The organism is Sphingopyxis sp. HIX (genome assembly GCF_001468285.1).
Lineage (GTDB): Bacteria > Pseudomonadota > Alphaproteobacteria > Sphingomonadales > Sphingomonadaceae > Sphingopyxis.
On sequence record NZ_LNSB01000008.1, the window covers coordinates 63,766 to 80,624 of the forward strand.

Here is a 16,859-nt window from a genome sequence, read left to right on the forward strand (position 1 = left end):
CCCACAATCAGCGGCCCTTTTGCGCGCGAAGCGGTGAAATTTGCGTTAAGTTTGGAAGGCGCGCCTTCGCTTGCCTTTCGCCGCCATTTCCCGTAATGGCGCCCCCGTCCGGCGGCATATCGCGGCCGGGCATATCGACATCCGCGACGGAAAAACCTGTCCACGGATACCGCTGGTTGGCGAGGTTTCGCTCACCGGCGTGTTTTGCGTTGCGGGCGTCGAAAGCAAGGATTTTGGCTGTGTTCGATAGTCTGAGCAACCGGCTTGGCGATGTTTTCGGAAAGCTCCGCGGCCGCGGCGCGCTGACCGAGGCCGACGTGCGCGCCGCGATGCGCGAAGTGCGAATCGCCCTGCTCGAGGCCGACGTCGCGCTGCCCGTCGTGCGCAGCTTCGTCGATCAGGTCACCGAACTCGCGATCGGCCAGAATGTCCTTCGCTCGGTCACCCCGGGCCAGCAGGTGGTCAAGATCGTCAGCGACGCGCTGACCGAAATGCTCGGCTCCGAAACCGCCGAGCTCGACCTCGCCGTCACCCCGCCCGCCGTCATCATGATGGTCGGCCTCCAGGGTTCGGGCAAGACCACCACCACCGCGAAGATCGCCAAGCGCCTCAAGGAAAAAGAGCGCAAGAAGGTGCTGATGGCGTCGCTCGACGTCAATCGCCCCGCCGCGCAGGAACAGCTCGCCGTGCTTGGGGCACAGATCGACGTCGCGACGCTGCCGATCGTCGCCGGCCAGCAGCCCACCGAAATCGCCAGCCGCGCGCTGCAGGCGGCGAAGCTCCAGGGCTATGACGTCCTGATGCTCGACACCGCGGGCCGGCTCCACGTCGATCAGCAGTTGATGGACGAGATGCAGGCGGTGTCGCGCGCGGCGAACCCCGCCGAAACCCTGCTCGTCGTCGACAGCCTGACCGGCCAGGATGCGGTGCAGGTGGCGCAGCGCTTCACCGACCAGGTGCCGCTGACCGGCGTCGTGCTCACCCGCATGGACGGCGACGCGCGCGGCGGTGCCGCGCTCTCGATGCGCGCGGTCACCGGCAAGCCGATCAAATTCGCGGGCACCGGCGAAAAGCTCGACGGGCTCGAACTCTTCCAGCCGTCGCGCATCGCGGGCCGCATCCTCGGCATGGGCGACGTCGTCAGCCTCGTCGAGCGCGCCGCCGAAACGATCCAGGCCGAAGAGGCCGAGGCGATGGCGGCGAAGATGGCCAAGGGCCAGTTCGACCTCAACGACCTCCGCACCCAGCTCAACCAGATGCGCCGCATGGGCGGCCTCGGCGCGCTCGCGGGCATGATCCCCGGCCTCAAGAAGGCGCAGGTCGCCGCGGCGCAGGCGGGCGCCGACGACAAGACGCTCGTCCACTTCGACGCGATCATGGGCTCGATGACGCCGAAGGAACGGGCGAAGCCCGAAATCCTGACCGCGAAGCGCAAGATTCGCATCGCCAACGGCTCGGGCACCAACGTCCAGATGGTCAACAAGGTGCTCAAGATGCACCAGGAAATGTCGACCGCGATGAAGAAGATCCGCAAGATGGGCGGCCTCAAGGGGCTTGGTGCGCTGTTCGGCAAGGGCGGCGGCATTCCCGGCATGGGCGGCGGCGGCATGGGTGGTGGCGGAGGCGGTGGCCTCGGCGGCCTGCCCGGTCTCGGCGGCGGGGCGATCCCGCCCGAACTCGCCAACCTTATGAATAAAAAGAAATAACCCGATCAACCGATTTTGAATTTGAATTAGAAAGAAGGACTTACATCATGGCTACCTCCATTCGCCTGTCGCGCGGCGGTTCGAAAAAGCGCCCCTATTACAAGATCGTCGTCGCCGATTCGCGCAGCCCGCGCGATGGCCGCTTCATCGAGCGTATCGGCAGCTACAACCCGCTGCTCGCCAAGGACAATCCGGAGCGCGTCAAGCTCGACACCGAGCGCGCTAAGCACTGGCTGAGCGTCGGCGCCCAGCCGAGCGACCGCGTCGCCCGCTTCCTCGACGCCGCGGGCGTCCAGGAACGCGCCGCGCGCAACAACCCGAACAAGGCGGTCCCGGGCGAGAAGGCCAAGGAACGCGCCGAAGAGAAGGCGCAGAAGCTGGCTGACGCCGAGGAAGCCAAGGCTGCCGCGGCGGCCGCTCCGGCGCCCGAACCCGAAGCCGTCGAAGAAGCCGCTCCCGAAGTGGCCGCTGAAGAAGCGCCTGCCGCCGAGGAAGCGCCCGTTGCCGAAGAAGCCGCCGCTCCCGAAGCCGCTGAATCGGACGCGACCGGTTCGGTGAAGAGCGAAGAGACCGCCGAAGCCGTCGCCGACGCGGTGGCCGAGGAAGTTCCCGCCGACGCGACCGCCGAAGACGCGGCCGCGATCGCCGAGGAAGTCGCCGAAGGCGGCCCGGTTGCCGAAGAAGCGCCCGCCGAGGAAGCTCCGGCTGCCGAAGGCGAAGAAGAAGCCAAGGCCTGAGCCTTGGCCGACGCAAACCGCCCCGTCACCCTCGCCGCCATCGCCGGCGCGCATGGGGTGCGGGGCGAGGTGCGCCTCAAATTGTTCGGCGAAGGCGCGGAGGCTCTCCGCGCCTTTTCCGTTTTGAACGCAGGCGACCGCACGCTCACGCTCAAATCGGTGCGCCCCGCGAACCAGGGCGCGGTCGCGACTTTCGCCGAGGTCACCGACCGCAGCGCCGCCGAGGCGCTCCGCGGCACCATCCTCACCGTCCCGCGCTCGGCGCTGCCGCCGCTTGGCCCGGGCGAATATTATCACCATGACCTGATCGGCCTGCCGTGCGTCTCGACCGACGGCCGCGCGATCGGCCGCGTCGTCGCGGTCGAGAATTTCGGCGCCGGCGACATCCTCGAGATCGAGAAGCCCGCCGAAGCCAACAAAAAGCCCGCGCGCTTCATGGTCCCGATGAACCCGCGCGCCGTGCCGGCGTGGGACGCCGACGGCGTGACGGTGGACGCGGCTTTCGTCGCATAGACATCGTCCGTTTTGGGGTGGGGAGCGGACATATCAATCCTCCCTGCGGCGAAGCCGTGGGGAGGGGGAGCGAGCGGAAAGAAGGAACGCGCGGGGCGCGTTGCTTCCCGCGAGGCCGCAGGGTGGTGGAGGGGTCGACGCCATAAACTCGGCTCAAGGCCGCCACCCCTCCACCATGCTTCGCATGGTCCCCCTCCCCATCGCTTCGCGACAGGGAGGATTAGGATGACCGCTAACGCCCAATACCCGCCCCTCCGAAAAAACCGCTTTCCTAATAAATCCCGCCATGATCTACCCTGCCGGATGAGGCTTATGTCCATCCGCAGCGTCACGCGCCGACGACGATCGCCGCTAACCCCTTGTTCGCGCACGCGATGGGGCGTCAACTTAGTCAACTTCCGCGCGATATCTGTCGCCGGCCATCGCCGGACGAACGGTGGATTGCCGGCCCGCTGGTCCGCTGTTAGCGTCGCGCCCGCTTGTCAGGGAGGGTCCTCATGCGGCTAAGATCGGGTCTGTTTTTTGCGGTCATCCTTGGTGCGTCCTTTCCCGCCGCCGCCGAGGACCCCGCCCCAAAAACCCTCGACCAGCTCGCGCCCGAGATCGATGCGCTCTTCGCGAAATATCAGGCCGACGCGCATGTCCCGGGCCTCGTCTACGGCATCGTCCAGGACGGCAAGCTCGTCTATGTGAAGGGCGCCGGGGTGCAGGATCTCGACGCCAGGCGCCCCGTCACCGCCGACAGCCGTTTCCGCATCGCGTCGATGACCAAGGCCTTCACCGCGCTCGCGATCCTGAAGCTCCGCGACGACGGCAAGCTCCGCCTCGACGACCTCGCCGAGGATCATATTCCCGAGATGAAGGGCTGGACCTATCCGACCAAGGACAGCCCGCGGATCCGCATCCGCGACCTGCTCCAGCATGTCGGCGGCTTCGTCACCGACGACCCGTGGGGCGACCGCCAGCAGGTCCTGCCGCAGGCCGACTTCACCAAGATGATCGCCGCGGGCGTGCCCTTCAGCCGCGTGCCGCAGGGGGCCCACGAATATTCGAATTTCGGCTATGCTTTGCTCGGCCGCATCGTCGCCAACGCCTCGGGCATGGCCTATACCGACTATGTCCAGAAGACGATCCTCACCCCGCTCGGCATGACCGCGAGCGGCTTCGATGTAACCAAAACCCCCAAGGAGCTCTATGCCCGCGGCTATCGCTGGGAGAATGACGCATGGGCGGCGGAGCCCGAGATGGCCGACGGCGCGTTCAACGCCATGGGCGGGCTGCAGGTCAGCGCCAACGACTATGCCAAATGGATCGCTTTCCTGCTCTCGGCCTGGCCGGCGCGCGACGACCCCGACACCGGCCCGGTTCGCCGCGCGACGGTACGCGAAATGGCGCAGGGGCTCAACTTCACCTCGGTAGCGAACCGCATCGGCGCCAGCGGCGCCGACGCGTGCAAGCAGAGCCTCGCCTATGGCATGGGCTGGCGCGTCGCACAGGATTGCGAGCTCGGCCTCACCATGGCGCATGGCGGCGGCTACCCCGGCTATGGCAGCCATGTGATGCTGATGCCCGAGACCGGCACCGGCGTCTTCGCGCTCGCCAACCGCACCTATGCCGGCCCATCGGGGCCCGCCTGGGACAGCGCGGTGGCGATGGACAAGGCGGGGCTGCTCCAATGGCGCGACACACCCGCCTCGCCCGCGGTGACCGAGATGTTCGCCGCCGCGCAGGCCGCCTATGCCGCGGGCAATCTGGCGCCGCTCGACGGCAGGCTCGCGATGAATTTCCTGATGGACCGTTCGGCGGCCAATTGGGCGGCCGAGCTCGCGAAGCTCAAAGACCAGCTCGGCGCCTGCCCGACCGCCGAGCCGCTTGCGCCGATGGGTGCGATGGCGACCGCCTTCCGTCTCAACTGTGAAAAGGGCAAGCTCGACGGCATGCTCCTGCTCGCACCGACGACCCCCGTGACGATCCAGGCGCTGCGCCTCCGCGTCGTACCCGACTAGGCCGCGGCGATGAACACGACCCGGTCGCGCCCGCTTTCCTTCGCGGCATAGAGGTTGATGTCGGCCGATTTCATCGCCGCGCCGAAACTCGTCTCGCGCGCGATATGGACCAGCCCCATGCTCGCGGTCACCGGGCGCTGCAGCGCTGGCACCATCTGCGCGATATAGGCGCCGACGCGCTGGCGCAGCCGCTCGGCCTCGGTCGCGACCGCGCTCGCCTCGCAGCGGAAGAGCAGGGCGAATTCCTCGCCGCCGATCCGCGCCGCCATCGCGCTGCCCGATCCCAGCGCCACCCCCGCGGCAAAGATCACCCGGTCGCCGACGTCGTGGCCGTGGCGGTCGTTGATCGCCTTGAAATGGTCGAGATCGACGATCGCGATCGCGACCGGCGTTTCGGCCTTGTAGCTTTCCTCGATCGCGCGGCGGTTGGGGAGGCCCGTGAGCGGGTCGGTGTGTGCGATGACACGCATCGCTTCGGCTTGGGCCTGGGCCTCGGTGCGCTCGCGGCGAAGGCGGACGAGCCGGTCGAGGATGCCGAGCGCGGTGAGCATCACCTCGAGCCCCAGCGCGGGGAAGAGCAGGAAGAGAAAGGCGTCAAAGGGTGTGTTCAGCACGATGTCGTGGAACAGGCTCACCGCGTAAACGCCACCGATGCCGCTCCACGCCGCGGCCTGGTAGCGCGCGGTGCGGCTGCCGCGCAGCAACGCGATGACCACCGTCGCGACCCCCGTCACGAGCATCGCGACGAGCAGCAGGTTGCGGATGCCGAAATAGAGCGAGGAGGGTTCGGCCATCACCGTCGCGGGCGTGGTCAGCAGGATCAGGAAGGGCGGCCAGCCGAGCAGGGGCAGCAGCCTTTTGGGGATCGTCCCGGGCTCGAGATAGGCGCGCAGGAACGGCCCCGACACCGCGACGCCCAGGTCGAAGAAGACCGTGATCCACACCTGCCGCGCAAAGCCGTCGGGGGCGAGCGCGGCCCCCATCGCGAGCGGCGACAGCCCGATCGCCAGCGCCAGATAGGCGGCGGCGCGCATGCTCTGCCAGATCAGGAAACGCTCGCGCAGCAGCGCGTAGAAGGCGGCGTTGTAGGCGAGCGAGAAGAGCAGGAGCCCCAGGAAGATGCCGGTGAGCACGCCGTCCCAGGTCATGCTCGTCGCGTCGGCGAAGGAGGATTGCGCGTGCGCGGGAACCGCGGCGCCCAGCAGCGCCGCTCCGGTTCCCGATACTCGCGCCCATCGCGTCATCTTGCCCCCTGGTCCAGGAGGGGGAGATTAGGCGCATATCCGCTGATTTTTGGTTAATGGGTCGTTGGCCAAGGGCCTCGAAAAGGGGATCGCCCGGCGAGGGACCACCGGGCGATCGGGGCGTTCGGCCGCCCGGTTTGGTGATGCGTGGGATTTCCCCGTCAGGCCTTGGCCCGGCGGTCGCCTTCGACGGCACCCGGTGCCGCAGGGGCCGCTGCACGCGCGCGGCGGCTGCGCGGGCTCGGGCGCGCCTTGCGGCGCAGCGTGGTCGCCAGACGGCCCGCCGCCTTGACGAAGACGCGATCCTCGCCGGGGGCGCTGGGCAGCGCGATCCACTCGCCGAAACGCCGCAGCGGCGCCAGCAGGCGGGTCAGCCCGCGGTGAAGATCGGCGCTGAAACGGTCGTGGCCCTGGTTCCAGCTGCGCATGAAATGTTCTTCCATCATCGATCGTCTCCTCGTTTCTTCGATGCTCGACAAATGCCCGTTCGCGCTGGCCGGCGCCAACAAAAGCTTTGCATGGCCTCATAAGTCTGCCTTATATGATGTATGCCCAAGCTCCCGCCCCTCGCCGCCGTCCGGACCTTCGAAGCCGCAGGGCGTCTGCAGAATTTCTCGCGCGCGGCGGAGGAATTGGGGATGACGCAGGCCGCGGTCAGCTATCAGGTACGCCAATTGGAGGACCGGCTCGGCCGCGCGCTGTTCGTGCGCGAAAAGGGGCGGGTGCACCTGTCCGAAACGGGGCGGCGGCTGCTCCCCGCGATCTCCGGCGCCTTCGCCGCGATGGGCGACGCCTTCGCCTCGCTGGGCAGCGACGAGGCCGAGGTGCTGACGATCGACGCCGCGACCAGTTTCGGCGGCACTTGGCTCAGCGCACGCATCGGGGGTTTCCAGTTGGCCTACCCCGATCTCGCCGTGCGCATGGCGATGAACAACGCGCTCGTCGATTTCGACACGTCGAACGTCGATGTCGCGATCCGCATCGGCAAGGGGGAGTGGCCGGGGCTGCGCGCCGATTTCCTGATGCGCCAATATCTCGCGCCGATCGCCTCGCCCGCCTTCATCGCCGAACATGACATCCGCGAGCCCGCCGACCTGCTGCGCGTCCAGCGGCTCGCGCCCAACGACAGCTGGTGGGCGGCCTGGTTTGCCCTGGCCGGGGTCGCGACCCCGCCGCCGCGATCGCGCCGCGGGATCGAGCTCGACAGCCAGCTGCAGGAGGCGAGCGCGGTGCAGGCGGGGTTCGGCGTCGCGATGATGACTCCGCTCTACTGGCAGGCCGAACTTGCGAGCGGGCGCATGGTCCAGCCCTTCGAGACGCTCTATGTGTCGGCCTCGTCGGGCATGTGGCTCGTCCACCGTGAGAACCGCGTCGGCGTGCGCAAGATCGAACGCTTCCGCGAATGGCTGCACGCGGAGATCGGCAAGGATCGCCGCATCCTGCCCGAGGCCCTATGGCAGCCGCCGTCCTGAACCGCCGCGCCGGATCGCGGTCGGCGCGCGTCGGTAGACTTGCTGGAAGGCGGCGTTGAACGACCGCAGGCTGCCGAACCCCGCTGCGAGCGCGATTTCGGTCATGCCGAGGTCGGTGGTGTCGATCAGCCTCTTGGCGCGCTGGACACGCGCGGTGCGCGCCGCCGCGAGCGGCGTGGTATCCAGATGGCGCCGGAACAGCCGCGTCAGGTGGCGCCCGCCCATGCCGAGGCGCGCGGCCAGTGCCTCGACCCCGGCGGTGTCGAGCGCGCCCTCGTCGATCAGCCGGAGCGCCCGGTCAACGGTCGCGCGCGTGCCGTTCCACGCCGGCGATAGCGGCGCCGTCTCCGGCCGGCAGCGCAGGCACGGACGGAAACCCGCGCGCTCGGCCGCCGCAGCGCTCGCGAAATAGCCGACGTTGCGCGACAGCGGCTGACGCACGGGGCATATCGGCCGGCAATAGATGCGGGTCGACTTGACCCCGATGAAGATGACCCCGTCGAACGCCGGATCGCGCGCGTAGCGCACGCGCTCGCACGCGGCAAAATCGAGGTCGGGTAGGGCGGTCGGCGTCATGCATGGCTTATAGGATCTTCCGCGCCCGCTGTCTTCGCATGCCGATGATCAGGTCCGTTTCCTGCCAGCGGCGGCGCGCGCTCGATCCTATCAAAGGCGCTGGACGAACAATTGGGAGACCCGTCATGGCATCGCTTCACGAAGATATTTTCATCGCCGCCGATCCCGCCGCGATCTGGGACGCCGCGCGCGACGTTGGGCAGCTCCACGACCGGCTCGTTCCCGGCTTCGTCGTGGCGACCGAAATGCTGGCGGGCGCCGAGCCGCCGGTGCGGCGCGTGACCTTCGCGAACGGTGCGGTCGCCGACGAGACGATCGTCTCGGTCGACGACGCGCGCCGCCGCCTCGTCTGGGCTATCAAGGCGTTCGACCATCATAATGGCGCGCTCGAGGTTGCGGCGGCGCCGGGCGGCGCATGCGTGACATGGACCGCCGACCTCCTCCCCGACGCGCTCGCCGCGCAGGTGCAACCGATGATGGCGAAGGGGCTCGAATTGATGAAGGCGCGTTTCGAGGATGTCGCCGCCGGCAGCTGACGCTTGCCAAAAGGGGCTGCGCGGCGGCATGGGGCTTTATGTCTTTCGCCGCCGTCCCGCTGACCCTCTATCCCGACATGTTCCCCGGCCCGCTGGGGCACAGCATGGCAGGCCGCGCCCTGGAAGCCGGGGTCTGGTCGTGCGCGCCGGTGCAGATCCGCGATTTCGCGACCGACAGGCATCGTACCGTCGACGATACGCCTGCGGGCGGCGGGGCGGGAATGGTGCTCAAGGCCGACATATTGGCGGCCGCGCTCGACCATGCGGTCGCGGCGAATCCCGAGCTGCCGATCCTCGCGATGACCCCGCGCGGGGCGCCGGTAACGCAGGCGCGCGTACGCCTGCTGGCCGCCGGTCCGGGGGCGATCATCCTCTGCGGGCGCTTCGAGGGTTTCGACGAGCGCATCTTCGACGCGCGGCCGATCGAACAGATGTCGATGGGTGACATCATATTGTCGGGCGGCGAGATGGGCGCGCTGATGCTCCTCGACGCTTGCATTCGGTTGATTCCCGGCGTAATGGGCGCGGCTTCAAGCGGAGACGACGAATCGTTCGAGAATGGTTTGCTCGAATATCCGCACTATACCCGACCTGTGACATGGGAAGGGCGCACGATCCCCGAAGTGCTGCGATCGGGGGATCATGCGAAGATCGCCGCCTGGCGGAAACGACAGGCGGAGGACATCACACGGTTACGCAGGCCGGACCTTTGGGAGCGCCATGAGGGCGCTCGGGACCGACCTGCCTCTGGCGCGCGGCAAAAGAAGAAGGACTAGAGGACATGAACCTCATCCAGACGATCGAAGCCGAAGAAATTGCCAAGGCCGGCAAGACCATCCCCGAATTCCGTCCCGGCGACACGCTGAAGGTCGGTGTGAAGGTCGTCGAAGGCGAACGCACCCGCGTGCAGAATTTCGAAGGCGTGTGCATCGCACGCTCGAACAAGGGCATGGGCTCGAACTTCACCGTGCGCAAGATGTCGTTCGGCGAAGGCGTCGAGCGCGTTTTCCCGCTCTATTCGCCCAACATCGACAGCATTACCGTGATCCGCAAGGGTGCCGTGCGTCGTGCGAAGCTTTATTATCTTCGTGGCCGCACTGGTAAATCGGCGCGTATTGCGGAGCGCCGCGATTACCGGTCGGAAGCCGGCGAAGGCTAAGGAGAGCTACTCCTCCACAAAGCCGAAACAGCTTTCCAAAACGACCGGTTCCGCCAAAGCGCGAAACCGGTCGTTTTTCATTTGGGCAAAGCAAAATCATGCAGCAGTCCGCGTCCTTTCAGCCTTCCCGGCGCGCCGTCCTCGGCGCGGGGCTGTGCTTTGGGGCGTTCGGGCTCGCGGGACGGGCCGCGGCGGCGACCACCGCCGAGCGGCTGGTCGCGGCGGCGCGGCGGCAGGTCGGCGTCACGCTTGCCTATGATCCCGCGTACAGCACCCTCGCTTTCCCGGGCGGCGACGTCGACCGCGCCAAGGGGGTGTGCACCGACGTCCTCATCCGCGCCTATCGCGACGCGCTCGGCATCGATCTCCAGGCGCTTGTAAACGCCGACATGAAGGGCGATTTCGGCGCTTATCCCAGGAACTGGGGCCTCCGCCGTCCCGACCGCAACATCGACCATCGCCGCGTGCCGAACCTCGCGACCTATTGGACGCGCCAGCGCGCGCGGGTGCCCGTGTCGAGCGACCCCGCCGACTGGCGGCCAGGCGATATCTTCACCTCGATGACCGGCGGGCGTTTCCCGCACACCGGCATCGTGTCCGACCGAACTACGGCAGCGGGACGCCCGCTTGTGATCCACAATATCGGCCGCGGCGCGCGCGAGGAAGACGCGCTCTTCGACCACCCGCTGACCGGCCATTTCCGCTGGAAAGTCTGATCAGGTTTCAACCAAGTTCTACACTGAGGAGTGAATGATGGGTTATCGTATCGTTGTCGCCGGCGCGACGGGCAATGTCGGGCGCGAAGTGCTCGCCATCCTCGCCGAACGCGAATTCCCCTATGACGAGATCGCGGCGGTCGCCTCGTCGCGCAGCCAGGGCGACGAGATCGAGATCGGCGACACCGGCAAGACGGTGAAGTGCCAGAATATCGAGAATTTCGACTGGGCCGGCTGGGACATGGCGATCTTCGCGATCGGCAGCGACGCGACCGCGATCCACGCGCCGAAAGCCGCGGCGGCGGGCTGCGTCGTGATCGACAACTCGTCGCTCTATCGCATGGACCCCGACGTGCCGCTGATCGTGCCCGAGGTGAACCCCGACGCGATCGACGGTTATACCAAGCGCAACATCATCGCGAACCCGAACTGCTCGACCGCGCAGATGGTCGTCGCGCTCAAGCCGCTCCACGATGCCGCGACGATCAAGCGCGTCGTCGTCTCGACCTATCAGTCGGTGTCGGGCGCGGGCAAGGCGGGCATGGACGAACTGTGGAACCAGACGCGCCAGATCTTCGTCGGCGACGAAAAGGATGTGCAGAAGTTCACCAAGCAGATCGCCTTCAACGTCATCCCGCACATCGACAAATTCCTCGACGACGGCTCGACCAAGGAGGAATGGAAGATGGTCGTCGAGACCAAGAAGATCCTCGATCCCAAGATCAAGGTCACCGCGACCTGCGTCCGCGTGCCGGTGTTCGTCGGCCATTCGGAAGCGATCAACATCGAGATGGAGGACGAGCTGTCGGCCGAGGACGCGCAGCGCATCCTGCGCGAAGCGCCGGGCGTGGTGCTCCACGACAAGCGCGAGGACGGCGGCTACATCACCCCCGTCGAATGCGTCGGCGACTTCGCGACCTTTGTCAGCCGCGTTCGTGACGATCCGACGGTCGATAACGGCCTCAACCTCTGGTGCGTCAGCGACAACCTCCGCAAGGGCGCGGCGCTCAACGCGGTGCAGATTGCCGAACTGCTGGGGCGCCGGCATCTGAAGAAGGGCTGAGCCCGCACTCTCGCCCGTTCGCATCTCGACTTCGGGATGCGAACGGGTAGGGATGGGGGCATGACCGCCCCCTATCGTTTCACTCACGCTATCCTCCGCACCCCCGCGCCATCCGCGGTCAAGGGCATCCGCGCCGACGGCGGCCCCGATCCCGACCTCGCCGGCCTCGCCGCTGAGCATGACGCCTATGCCGCGACGCTCCGCGCCCTCGGCCTCGACCTCACCATCCTCCCGCCGCTCGACGCCTTCCCCGACGCTCTCTTCGTCGAGGATGTCGCGCTCACTTTCCCCGAGGGCGCGATCCTGCTCCGCCCCGGCGCCGCGACGCGCGCGGGCGAGGTCGAACATGTTCGCGAAGCGCTTGCCGCGCACCACGAGCGGGTCCTCGAACTCCCCGCCGGCCATGTCGATGGCGGCGACGTGCTACGCCTTGCCGACCGCGTGATCATCGGCCTCTCGGCGCGCACCGACCGCGCGGGCGCGGAGCAACTCGCCGGTCTCCTCGCTGTCCTCGGCCACCGCGCCGAGATCGCCGACACGCCGCCCGGCGTCCTCCATTTCAAGACCGGTTGCGGGCTGATCGACGCAGAGACGATCTTCGCCGTCCCCGCGCTCGCCGGCTGTCCCGAGTTCGCCGGGCTCGAAATCGTCGTGACGCCCGCCGGCGAAGAGGAGGCCGCGAACCTGCTGCGCATCAACGACACGATCCTCGTCGGCGACCGCTGGACCGCGACCCACGCGCTGCTCGAAGCGCGCGGCCTCGCGATCCGCCCGCTTCCCACGATCGAGATCGCGCGCATCGACGCGGGGCTCAGCTGCATGTCGCTGCGCTGGTGATCGCCGCCCTCCCGCGCGCGCAGAAAGTCCTGCTCGGCCTGCTCGCCGCGCTGCTCCTCGCCGCCCAGGTCGCACAGCCCTATCCCGAAATCGCGCTGCTCCAGCATATCCCGACGCTGCTGTTCCTGTTCGTGTCGCCCTGGGTGCTCCGCCGCTGGCCGCTCTCGACCGCGTCGCTCGCGTGCATCGTGGCGTTCCTCGCGCTCCACACATTGGGCGGCCGCTACGCCTACAGCAATGTCCCCTATGACGACTGGGCGCGCGCGCTCGGCGGTACGACCCTCTCCGATGCGATGGGCTGGAGCCGCAACCACTACGATCGCCTCGTCCATTTCGCCTTTGGCGCCTTGTCGGTGGTCCCCGTCGCCGAGATCGCGCGCCGCCGGGGCGGGCTCAGCCCGCGCGGCGCCGCGCTGACCGTGCTCGCCTGGGTGCTCGCCATTTCGTGCCTCTACGAGATTTTCGAATGGCTGCTCACTATCGTCGCGGCGGGCGAGACCGCTGACCGCTACAACGGGCAACAGGGCGACATCTGGGACGCGCAAAAGGATATGGCGCTCGCCGCTCTGGGTGCGATATTGCTGCTCCCCGTCCTTCGCAGGAGCCGATGATGCGCCACTTTACTTCCCTCGCCCTGATCGGCCTGCTCGCCGCGTGCAAGCTCGCCGCCGACAGCGCGCCCGCGGAGAAGGAACCCGCCGCGCTCCCGGTCCCCGAAGCCAAGGCCGACGGTCCCGCCGCGGCGACCACCGCGATCGGCCTCGACGGCGAGGGGCTGCGCTTCGTCGACAAGGCGACCGGCAAGACCAGCCTGCTCGCCTTCGGCGTCCCGCGCGCCCAGGCCGAGGAGGCGCTGGCGCGCGTGATGGGCAAGGAGAGCGACCGCAGCAGCAACGCGGAATGCGGCGCGGGGCCGATGGACTTCACCCGCTACGACGCGATGACGCTCAATTTCCAGGACGGCAAATTCGCCGGCTGGTTCCTCGGCAACGAGCCCGGCGCGGACCAATATTCGACGATGAGCGGCATCGCGGTCGGCACCCCGCGCGCCAAGGCGGCCGGCTCGGCCACGATCGTGATGGCCGAGGACAGCACCCTGGGCGAGGAATTCAGCATCGGCGAGGGCGAGGATAGCGTCGGCGGCATGTTCGCCGCGCCCGGCGACGATGCGAAGATCGACGCGCTGTTCGCGGGGGTGAATTGCTTCTTCCGCTGAGGGGAAAGACAAGCCGCCCCGGCCACCCCTAATATTCGACGATGATCCGCACCTTGTCGGCGCTCACCCCGACCGCGCGCGCGATCTCCTTGCGGCTGCGGTCGATCACCGCCGCCACCTCGTCCGCTGCCGCCTCGCCCAGCAGTTCGGCCGCGGGCACGCCCAATATCTTCGCGAGCGCCGCCATCCGGCTGCGCTTGGGCCGCACGCGGCCTCTTTCCCAGCCGAGTACCGACGCCGCGCTGACGTTCATGCGCTTGGCGACGTCGGCGCGGTCGATCCCGGCCTTGGTGCGCAGCCGCAGCAGCCGCTCGCCGAACGCCTCGTCGGCCGCGGGGCCCGCGGCCGCTTCTTCGGTCGCTTCGGGGGCCGCGAGCGCCTCGGTCGCGCTCTTGAGCTCGACCGCGCTCAGCGTCGCGCGCGATACCGGACCCTCGAACTGGCAGCCGAAATGCCGCCCGCTCGCCCAGATCACCACCGCGGTGATGTCGCCGGCATGCGGCAGCTCGATCTCGATCCGGTCGCCCGCCGCCAGCTTGATGTCGCTTTCGAAGAGCAGGCCGGTGCCCGAGATATTGTGGATCTGGACGTCGATGCCCTTGCCGTCGTGCCGCGCGCCCTTGGCGAGCAGGCTGAGCTTGCGGCGTCCGCCCTGACGCCGGTCGGCGCCGGGGGCCGAGGGCAGAAAATATCCGGAAATAGCCATGCCAGTTTGATGGAGTCGGCCGGTTAATGATTGGTTAGCGTGGGGTGAAAGATGGGCGTTGCGGCCCAACTGTTGGCGACCGGTATCGGGCGTGAGTTGCAGTCCCCCATCCCAAAAACGCCGCCGTCTTCAAAAAAGGCTTTCCTACATTATCCGGCTATGCAAGCGTCGATTCTGGCTCTTTCCCTCGGTCGACAGAAGCAGTTGCCGAGGTCCTGTTGGGGAGCGCATAGGGCTGAACTTTCCTGAACTTTGAACAGGGCAGCGGCAGCTTCCCATCCCAAAGCCGCCATCCGTTCCCTACACCAGCCGCCGTCCCGTCACCGCCACCGTTGCGCACGCCGGCGTGCCATCCTTGCCCGTGCCGTTCACCGACAACGCAATCCGCCCGCCACCCTTTGCCGCCGCCTCGAGCAACTCCTGTCCGATATCGTGGATGTCGATCTTCATCCGCCGGCTCCACGGCGAGCCGGGGTCGCCCGCGAGGTCGCCGATGCGGATATAGACGAAGCGCCGCTCGGGCCCCTCGCGCCGCACCTGGTCGCCGAAGAACTTCGGCCCAGGCCCGACGCGGATCGTAAAATCGAAGACCAGCGGCTCACCCGCCACCGACGCCTTGGCGTCCAGCGGCCCGCCGTCCTTGTCCTGCAGGCTGTGGCGCACCCCCGCGACCGGCCGCTCAATGACGATCCGCATCGCGACCTCGTGCTGCTCGACGCGCACCATATTCTAATGCCCCATGTCCGCCGCCGACGCCTTTTCGGTCCCCGGCTTCGGCGGGCGCAGCAGCAGCACCAGCGGCACCGACGCCAGCGTCACCCACATCATCAACCAGAAATCGTCGATATAGGCGACCATCGCCGCCTGGCGGTTGATCTCGGCATTGACCATCGCCATCGCGGCGTCGCCCGCGATGCCGAAACGGTCGGCGGTCGACGGGTCGAGCAGGCTCGTCGAGCTGTTGGTGACATGCGCGACCAGATCCTCGTGGCTCGTCTGGATATTCGCGCCGAGCAGGGTGGTGACCGTCGAAATCCCGACCGACGCGCCGATGCTGCGCAGCAGATTGAGCAGGCTCGACCCGTCGGTGCGATATTGCGGGGGGATGGTCGCAAAGGCCATGGTGTTGAGCGGGATGAAGATCAGCCCCATGCCCAGCCCCTGGACGACCCCGCTGATGATCACCGGCTGCATTCCCATTTCGAGCGACCAGTGGCTCATCTGCCACAGCGACAGCGCAGCGATGAGCAGGCCGGAACCGACCATCCAGCGCGCGTCGATCCGGCCCAGCATCTGCCCCGCGAACCACATGCTCGCAAGGATGCCGATCCCGCGCACCGCGAGCACGACGCCGGTGTCGATCACCGGCCAGCCGAAAAGGTTCTGCAGCATCGGCGGCAGCAGCGCCATCGACGCGAACATCACGACGCCGATCACGATCATGAAACCCATCGCGGTGACGAGGTTGCGGTCGGCGAGCATCTTGCGGTTGAACAAAGTGTCGCGCTTCGACGTGAACAGATGCACCGCGAACATCCACAGGCACGCGATCGCGACGCCGCATTCGATCCAGATCTCGATGCTGTCGAACCAGTCCTGGTGCGCGCCGCGGTCGAGCATCAATTGCAGCGCGGCGAGCCCCAGCGCGAGCATCGAGAAACCGAAGAGGTCGAACTTGCGGTCGCTGGTGCGCGTCGCGGGCAGCAGCGCCCACATCATCGCCAGAGTCAGCAGCCCGACGGGCAGGTTGACGTAGAAGACCCAGCGCCAGTTGACGCTCTCGGTCAGCCAGCCGCCGAGCACCGGGCCCAGGATCGGCCCGATCATGATCCCCATGCCCCAGATCGACATCGCGCGCGCCTGTTTGTCGGGCGGGTTGATGTCGAGCATCACCGACTGCGACAGCGGCCCGATGAAGGCGGCGCTGATCCCCTGCAGGAAGCGAAAGGCGACCATCTGCTCGAGCGACTGCGCCGCGCCGCACGCCATCGAGGTGACGATGAAGCCCGCGATCGCGGCGAGGAACAATTCGCGCCGCCCGATGCGGTCGGCGAGCCAGCCGGTGATCGGCATCGCGATGGCGCTCGCGAGGATATAGCTGGTGAGCACCCAGGTCACGGTCTCGCTCGTCGCGCCCAGCGCCGATTGCATGTGCGGGATCGCGACATTGGCGATGGTGGTGTCGAGAATCTGCATGATCGACGCGCCCATCACCGCGACCATCAGCAGCCCGCGATAGCGTACGCGCTCGTGGAGGGGGATGGAGTCGTCGGCGGGCAGCGCCGCGGCGGGCGAGCGCCGGGGGAGGGAACGGCTGGCCATCAGCGCGCCTTTGCCCTCTTCCCTTCAGGGGAGAGGATATGCAGGCTTGC

General features: G+C 67.6%; 18 protein-coding genes and 1 pseudogene. 13 read left to right on the forward strand and 6 right to left on the reverse strand.

The genetic code is table 11. The features are described 5' to 3' along the window. Nucleotides 1-239: 239 nt before the first annotated feature. The 4 genes and pseudogenes from ffh to ATE62_RS05655 all read left to right on the forward strand — a co-directional run bounded on the left by ffh (nucleotide 240) and on the right by ATE62_RS05655 (nucleotide 4,962). Nucleotides 240-1,706, forward strand: a complete 1,467-nt coding sequence (ffh, locus tag ATE62_RS05640) for a signal recognition particle protein (protein WP_197411632.1) — start codon at nucleotides 240-242, stop codon at nucleotides 1,704-1,706. Nucleotides 1,707-1,753: 47 nt separating this feature from the next. Further along, nucleotides 1,754-2,212 (forward strand): annotated as a pseudogene (gene rpsP, locus ATE62_RS05645) (30S ribosomal protein S16); the annotation flags it as partial. Between the two features lie 234 nt (nucleotides 2,213-2,446). Next, nucleotides 2,447-2,956 (forward strand): ribosome maturation factor RimM, encoded by a 510-nt coding sequence (gene rimM, locus ATE62_RS05650; protein WP_058807425.1) that lies wholly within the window; start codon nucleotides 2,447-2,449, stop codon nucleotides 2,954-2,956. A gap of 497 nt (nucleotides 2,957-3,453) precedes the next feature. After that, nucleotides 3,454-4,962, forward strand: coding sequence for a serine hydrolase domain-containing protein (locus tag ATE62_RS05655; RefSeq protein ID WP_058808690.1), 1,509 nt, complete (start codon nucleotides 3,454-3,456; stop codon nucleotides 4,960-4,962). Here ATE62_RS05655 and ATE62_RS05660 read toward each other — a convergent pair. Together ATE62_RS05660 and ATE62_RS05665 are read right to left on the reverse strand one after the other, a co-directional pair. Beyond that, nucleotides 4,959-6,206: a sensor domain-containing diguanylate cyclase gene (locus tag ATE62_RS05660; protein WP_058808691.1), complete on the reverse strand. Its 1,248-nt coding sequence runs from the start codon at nucleotides 6,204-6,206 to the stop codon at nucleotides 4,959-4,961. The genes ATE62_RS05655 and ATE62_RS05660 overlap by 4 nt on opposite strands. Nucleotides 6,207-6,367: 161 nt before the next feature. Beyond that, on the reverse strand, nucleotides 6,368-6,652 hold the full coding sequence (locus tag ATE62_RS05665; RefSeq protein WP_058818456.1) for a hypothetical protein: 285 nt from the start codon (nucleotides 6,650-6,652) through the stop codon (nucleotides 6,368-6,370). Between the two features lie 102 nt (nucleotides 6,653-6,754). Here ATE62_RS05665 and ATE62_RS05670 point away from each other — a divergent pair, with 102 nt between their 5' ends. After that, entirely contained in the window at nucleotides 6,755-7,678 is a 924-nt protein-coding gene (locus tag ATE62_RS05670) for a LysR substrate-binding domain-containing protein (RefSeq protein ID WP_058808693.1), read from the forward strand. Here the strand turns inward: ATE62_RS05670 and ATE62_RS05675 are convergent. Continuing rightward, nucleotides 7,658-8,254 (reverse strand): bifunctional transcriptional activator/DNA repair enzyme AdaA, encoded by a 597-nt coding sequence (locus ATE62_RS05675; protein WP_058808694.1) that lies wholly within the window; start codon nucleotides 8,252-8,254, stop codon nucleotides 7,658-7,660. The two genes, ATE62_RS05670 and ATE62_RS05675, sit on opposite strands and share 21 nt — an antisense overlap. 125 nt (nucleotides 8,255-8,379) lie before the next feature. Between ATE62_RS05675 and ATE62_RS05680 the strand changes: the two genes are divergently transcribed. The 8 genes from ATE62_RS05680 to ATE62_RS05715 all read left to right on the forward strand — a co-directional run bounded on the left by ATE62_RS05680 (nucleotide 8,380) and on the right by ATE62_RS05715 (nucleotide 13,781). Further along, entirely contained in the window at nucleotides 8,380-8,790 is a 411-nt protein-coding gene (locus tag ATE62_RS05680; protein WP_058808695.1) for an SRPBCC family protein, read from the forward strand. A gap of 38 nt (nucleotides 8,791-8,828) precedes the next feature. Beyond that, the gene (gene trmD, locus ATE62_RS05685; protein ID WP_058808696.1) at nucleotides 8,829-9,566 is read left to right on the forward strand and encodes a tRNA (guanosine(37)-N1)-methyltransferase TrmD; all 738 of its coding nucleotides are present in this window, start codon (nucleotides 8,829-8,831) and stop codon (nucleotides 9,564-9,566) included. Nucleotides 9,567-9,571: 5 nt separating this feature from the next. After that, nucleotides 9,572-9,949: a 50S ribosomal protein L19 gene (gene rplS, locus ATE62_RS05690; RefSeq protein WP_058808697.1), complete on the forward strand. Its 378-nt coding sequence runs from the start codon at nucleotides 9,572-9,574 to the stop codon at nucleotides 9,947-9,949. A 98-nt stretch (nucleotides 9,950-10,047) separates the two neighbouring features. Then, nucleotides 10,048-10,665, forward strand: coding sequence for a DUF1287 domain-containing protein (locus ATE62_RS05695; RefSeq protein WP_082662625.1), 618 nt, complete (start codon nucleotides 10,048-10,050; stop codon nucleotides 10,663-10,665). Nucleotides 10,666-10,702: 37 nt separating this feature from the next. Further along, the gene (locus ATE62_RS05700; RefSeq protein ID WP_058808733.1) at nucleotides 10,703-11,728 is read left to right on the forward strand and encodes an aspartate-semialdehyde dehydrogenase; all 1,026 of its coding nucleotides are present in this window, start codon (nucleotides 10,703-10,705) and stop codon (nucleotides 11,726-11,728) included. Between the two features lie 60 nt (nucleotides 11,729-11,788). Continuing rightward, entirely contained in the window at nucleotides 11,789-12,565 is a 777-nt protein-coding gene (locus ATE62_RS05705) for a dimethylarginine dimethylaminohydrolase family protein (protein ID WP_058808698.1), read from the forward strand. Beyond that, on the forward strand, nucleotides 12,562-13,176 hold the full coding sequence (locus tag ATE62_RS05710; protein WP_231736131.1) for a DUF2238 domain-containing protein: 615 nt from the start codon (nucleotides 12,562-12,564) through the stop codon (nucleotides 13,174-13,176). Before ATE62_RS05705 ends, ATE62_RS05710 begins: the two co-directional genes overlap by 4 nt. Continuing rightward, the gene (locus ATE62_RS05715; protein WP_058808699.1) at nucleotides 13,173-13,781 is read left to right on the forward strand and encodes a hypothetical protein; all 609 of its coding nucleotides are present in this window, start codon (nucleotides 13,173-13,175) and stop codon (nucleotides 13,779-13,781) included. The genes ATE62_RS05710 and ATE62_RS05715 overlap by 4 nt, the downstream gene beginning before the upstream one ends. A gap of 28 nt (nucleotides 13,782-13,809) precedes the next feature. On the opposite strand, the gene ATE62_RS05720 is transcribed toward ATE62_RS05715, so the two are convergent. The 3 genes from ATE62_RS05720 to ATE62_RS05730 form a co-directional block, all read right to left on the reverse strand. Beyond that, complete coding sequence (locus ATE62_RS05720; RefSeq protein ID WP_058808700.1) at nucleotides 13,810-14,487, reverse strand: helix-turn-helix domain-containing protein; 678 nt, start codon at nucleotides 14,485-14,487, stop codon at nucleotides 13,810-13,812. 300 nt (nucleotides 14,488-14,787) lie between these two features. After that, on the reverse strand, nucleotides 14,788-15,213 hold the full coding sequence (locus tag ATE62_RS05725; protein WP_058808701.1) for a DUF5990 family protein: 426 nt from the start codon (nucleotides 15,211-15,213) through the stop codon (nucleotides 14,788-14,790). A gap of 3 nt (nucleotides 15,214-15,216) precedes the next feature. Then, nucleotides 15,217-16,809 carry an MDR family MFS transporter gene (locus tag ATE62_RS05730; protein ID WP_058808702.1) on the reverse strand — a complete coding sequence of 531 codons (1,593 nt, stop codon included), beginning with the start codon at nucleotides 16,807-16,809 and terminating at the stop codon, nucleotides 15,217-15,219. Between the last annotated feature and the right edge of the window lie 50 nt (nucleotides 16,810-16,859).

Bases quoted from the DNA above. Each gene is read 5' to 3' on its own strand.
- ATE62_RS05655 (WP_058808690.1), top strand. From the start codon at position 3,454: ATGCGGCTAAGATCGGGTCTGTTTTTTGCGGTCATCCTTGGTGCGTCC.
- ATE62_RS05660 (WP_058808691.1), bottom strand. From the start codon at position 6,206: ATGACGCGATGGGCGCGAGTATCGGGAACCGGAGCGGCGCTGCTGGGC.
- ATE62_RS05665 (WP_058818456.1), bottom strand. From the start codon at position 6,652: ATGATGGAAGAACATTTCATGCGCAGCTGGAACCAGGGCCACGACCGT.
- ATE62_RS05670 (WP_058808693.1), top strand. From the start codon at position 6,755: ATGCCCAAGCTCCCGCCCCTCGCCGCCGTCCGGACCTTCGAAGCCGCA.
- ATE62_RS05675 (WP_058808694.1), bottom strand. From the start codon at position 8,254: ATGACGCCGACCGCCCTACCCGACCTCGATTTTGCCGCGTGCGAGCGC.
- ATE62_RS05680 (WP_058808695.1), top strand. From the start codon at position 8,380: ATGGCATCGCTTCACGAAGATATTTTCATCGCCGCCGATCCCGCCGCG.
- trmD (WP_058808696.1), top strand. From the start codon at position 8,829: ATGTCTTTCGCCGCCGTCCCGCTGACCCTCTATCCCGACATGTTCCCC.
- rplS (WP_058808697.1), top strand. From the start codon at position 9,572: ATGAACCTCATCCAGACGATCGAAGCCGAAGAAATTGCCAAGGCCGGC.
- ATE62_RS05695 (WP_082662625.1), top strand. From the start codon at position 10,048: ATGCAGCAGTCCGCGTCCTTTCAGCCTTCCCGGCGCGCCGTCCTCGGC.
- ATE62_RS05700 (WP_058808733.1), top strand. From the start codon at position 10,703: ATGGGTTATCGTATCGTTGTCGCCGGCGCGACGGGCAATGTCGGGCGC.
- ATE62_RS05705 (WP_058808698.1), top strand. From the start codon at position 11,789: ATGACCGCCCCCTATCGTTTCACTCACGCTATCCTCCGCACCCCCGCG.
- ATE62_RS05715 (WP_058808699.1), top strand. From the start codon at position 13,173: ATGATGCGCCACTTTACTTCCCTCGCCCTGATCGGCCTGCTCGCCGCG.
- ATE62_RS05720 (WP_058808700.1), bottom strand. From the start codon at position 14,487: ATGGCTATTTCCGGATATTTTCTGCCCTCGGCCCCCGGCGCCGACCGG.
- ATE62_RS05725 (WP_058808701.1), bottom strand. From the start codon at position 15,213: ATGGTGCGCGTCGAGCAGCACGAGGTCGCGATGCGGATCGTCATTGAG.
- ATE62_RS05730 (WP_058808702.1), bottom strand. From the start codon at position 16,809: ATGGCCAGCCGTTCCCTCCCCCGGCGCTCGCCCGCCGCGGCGCTGCCC.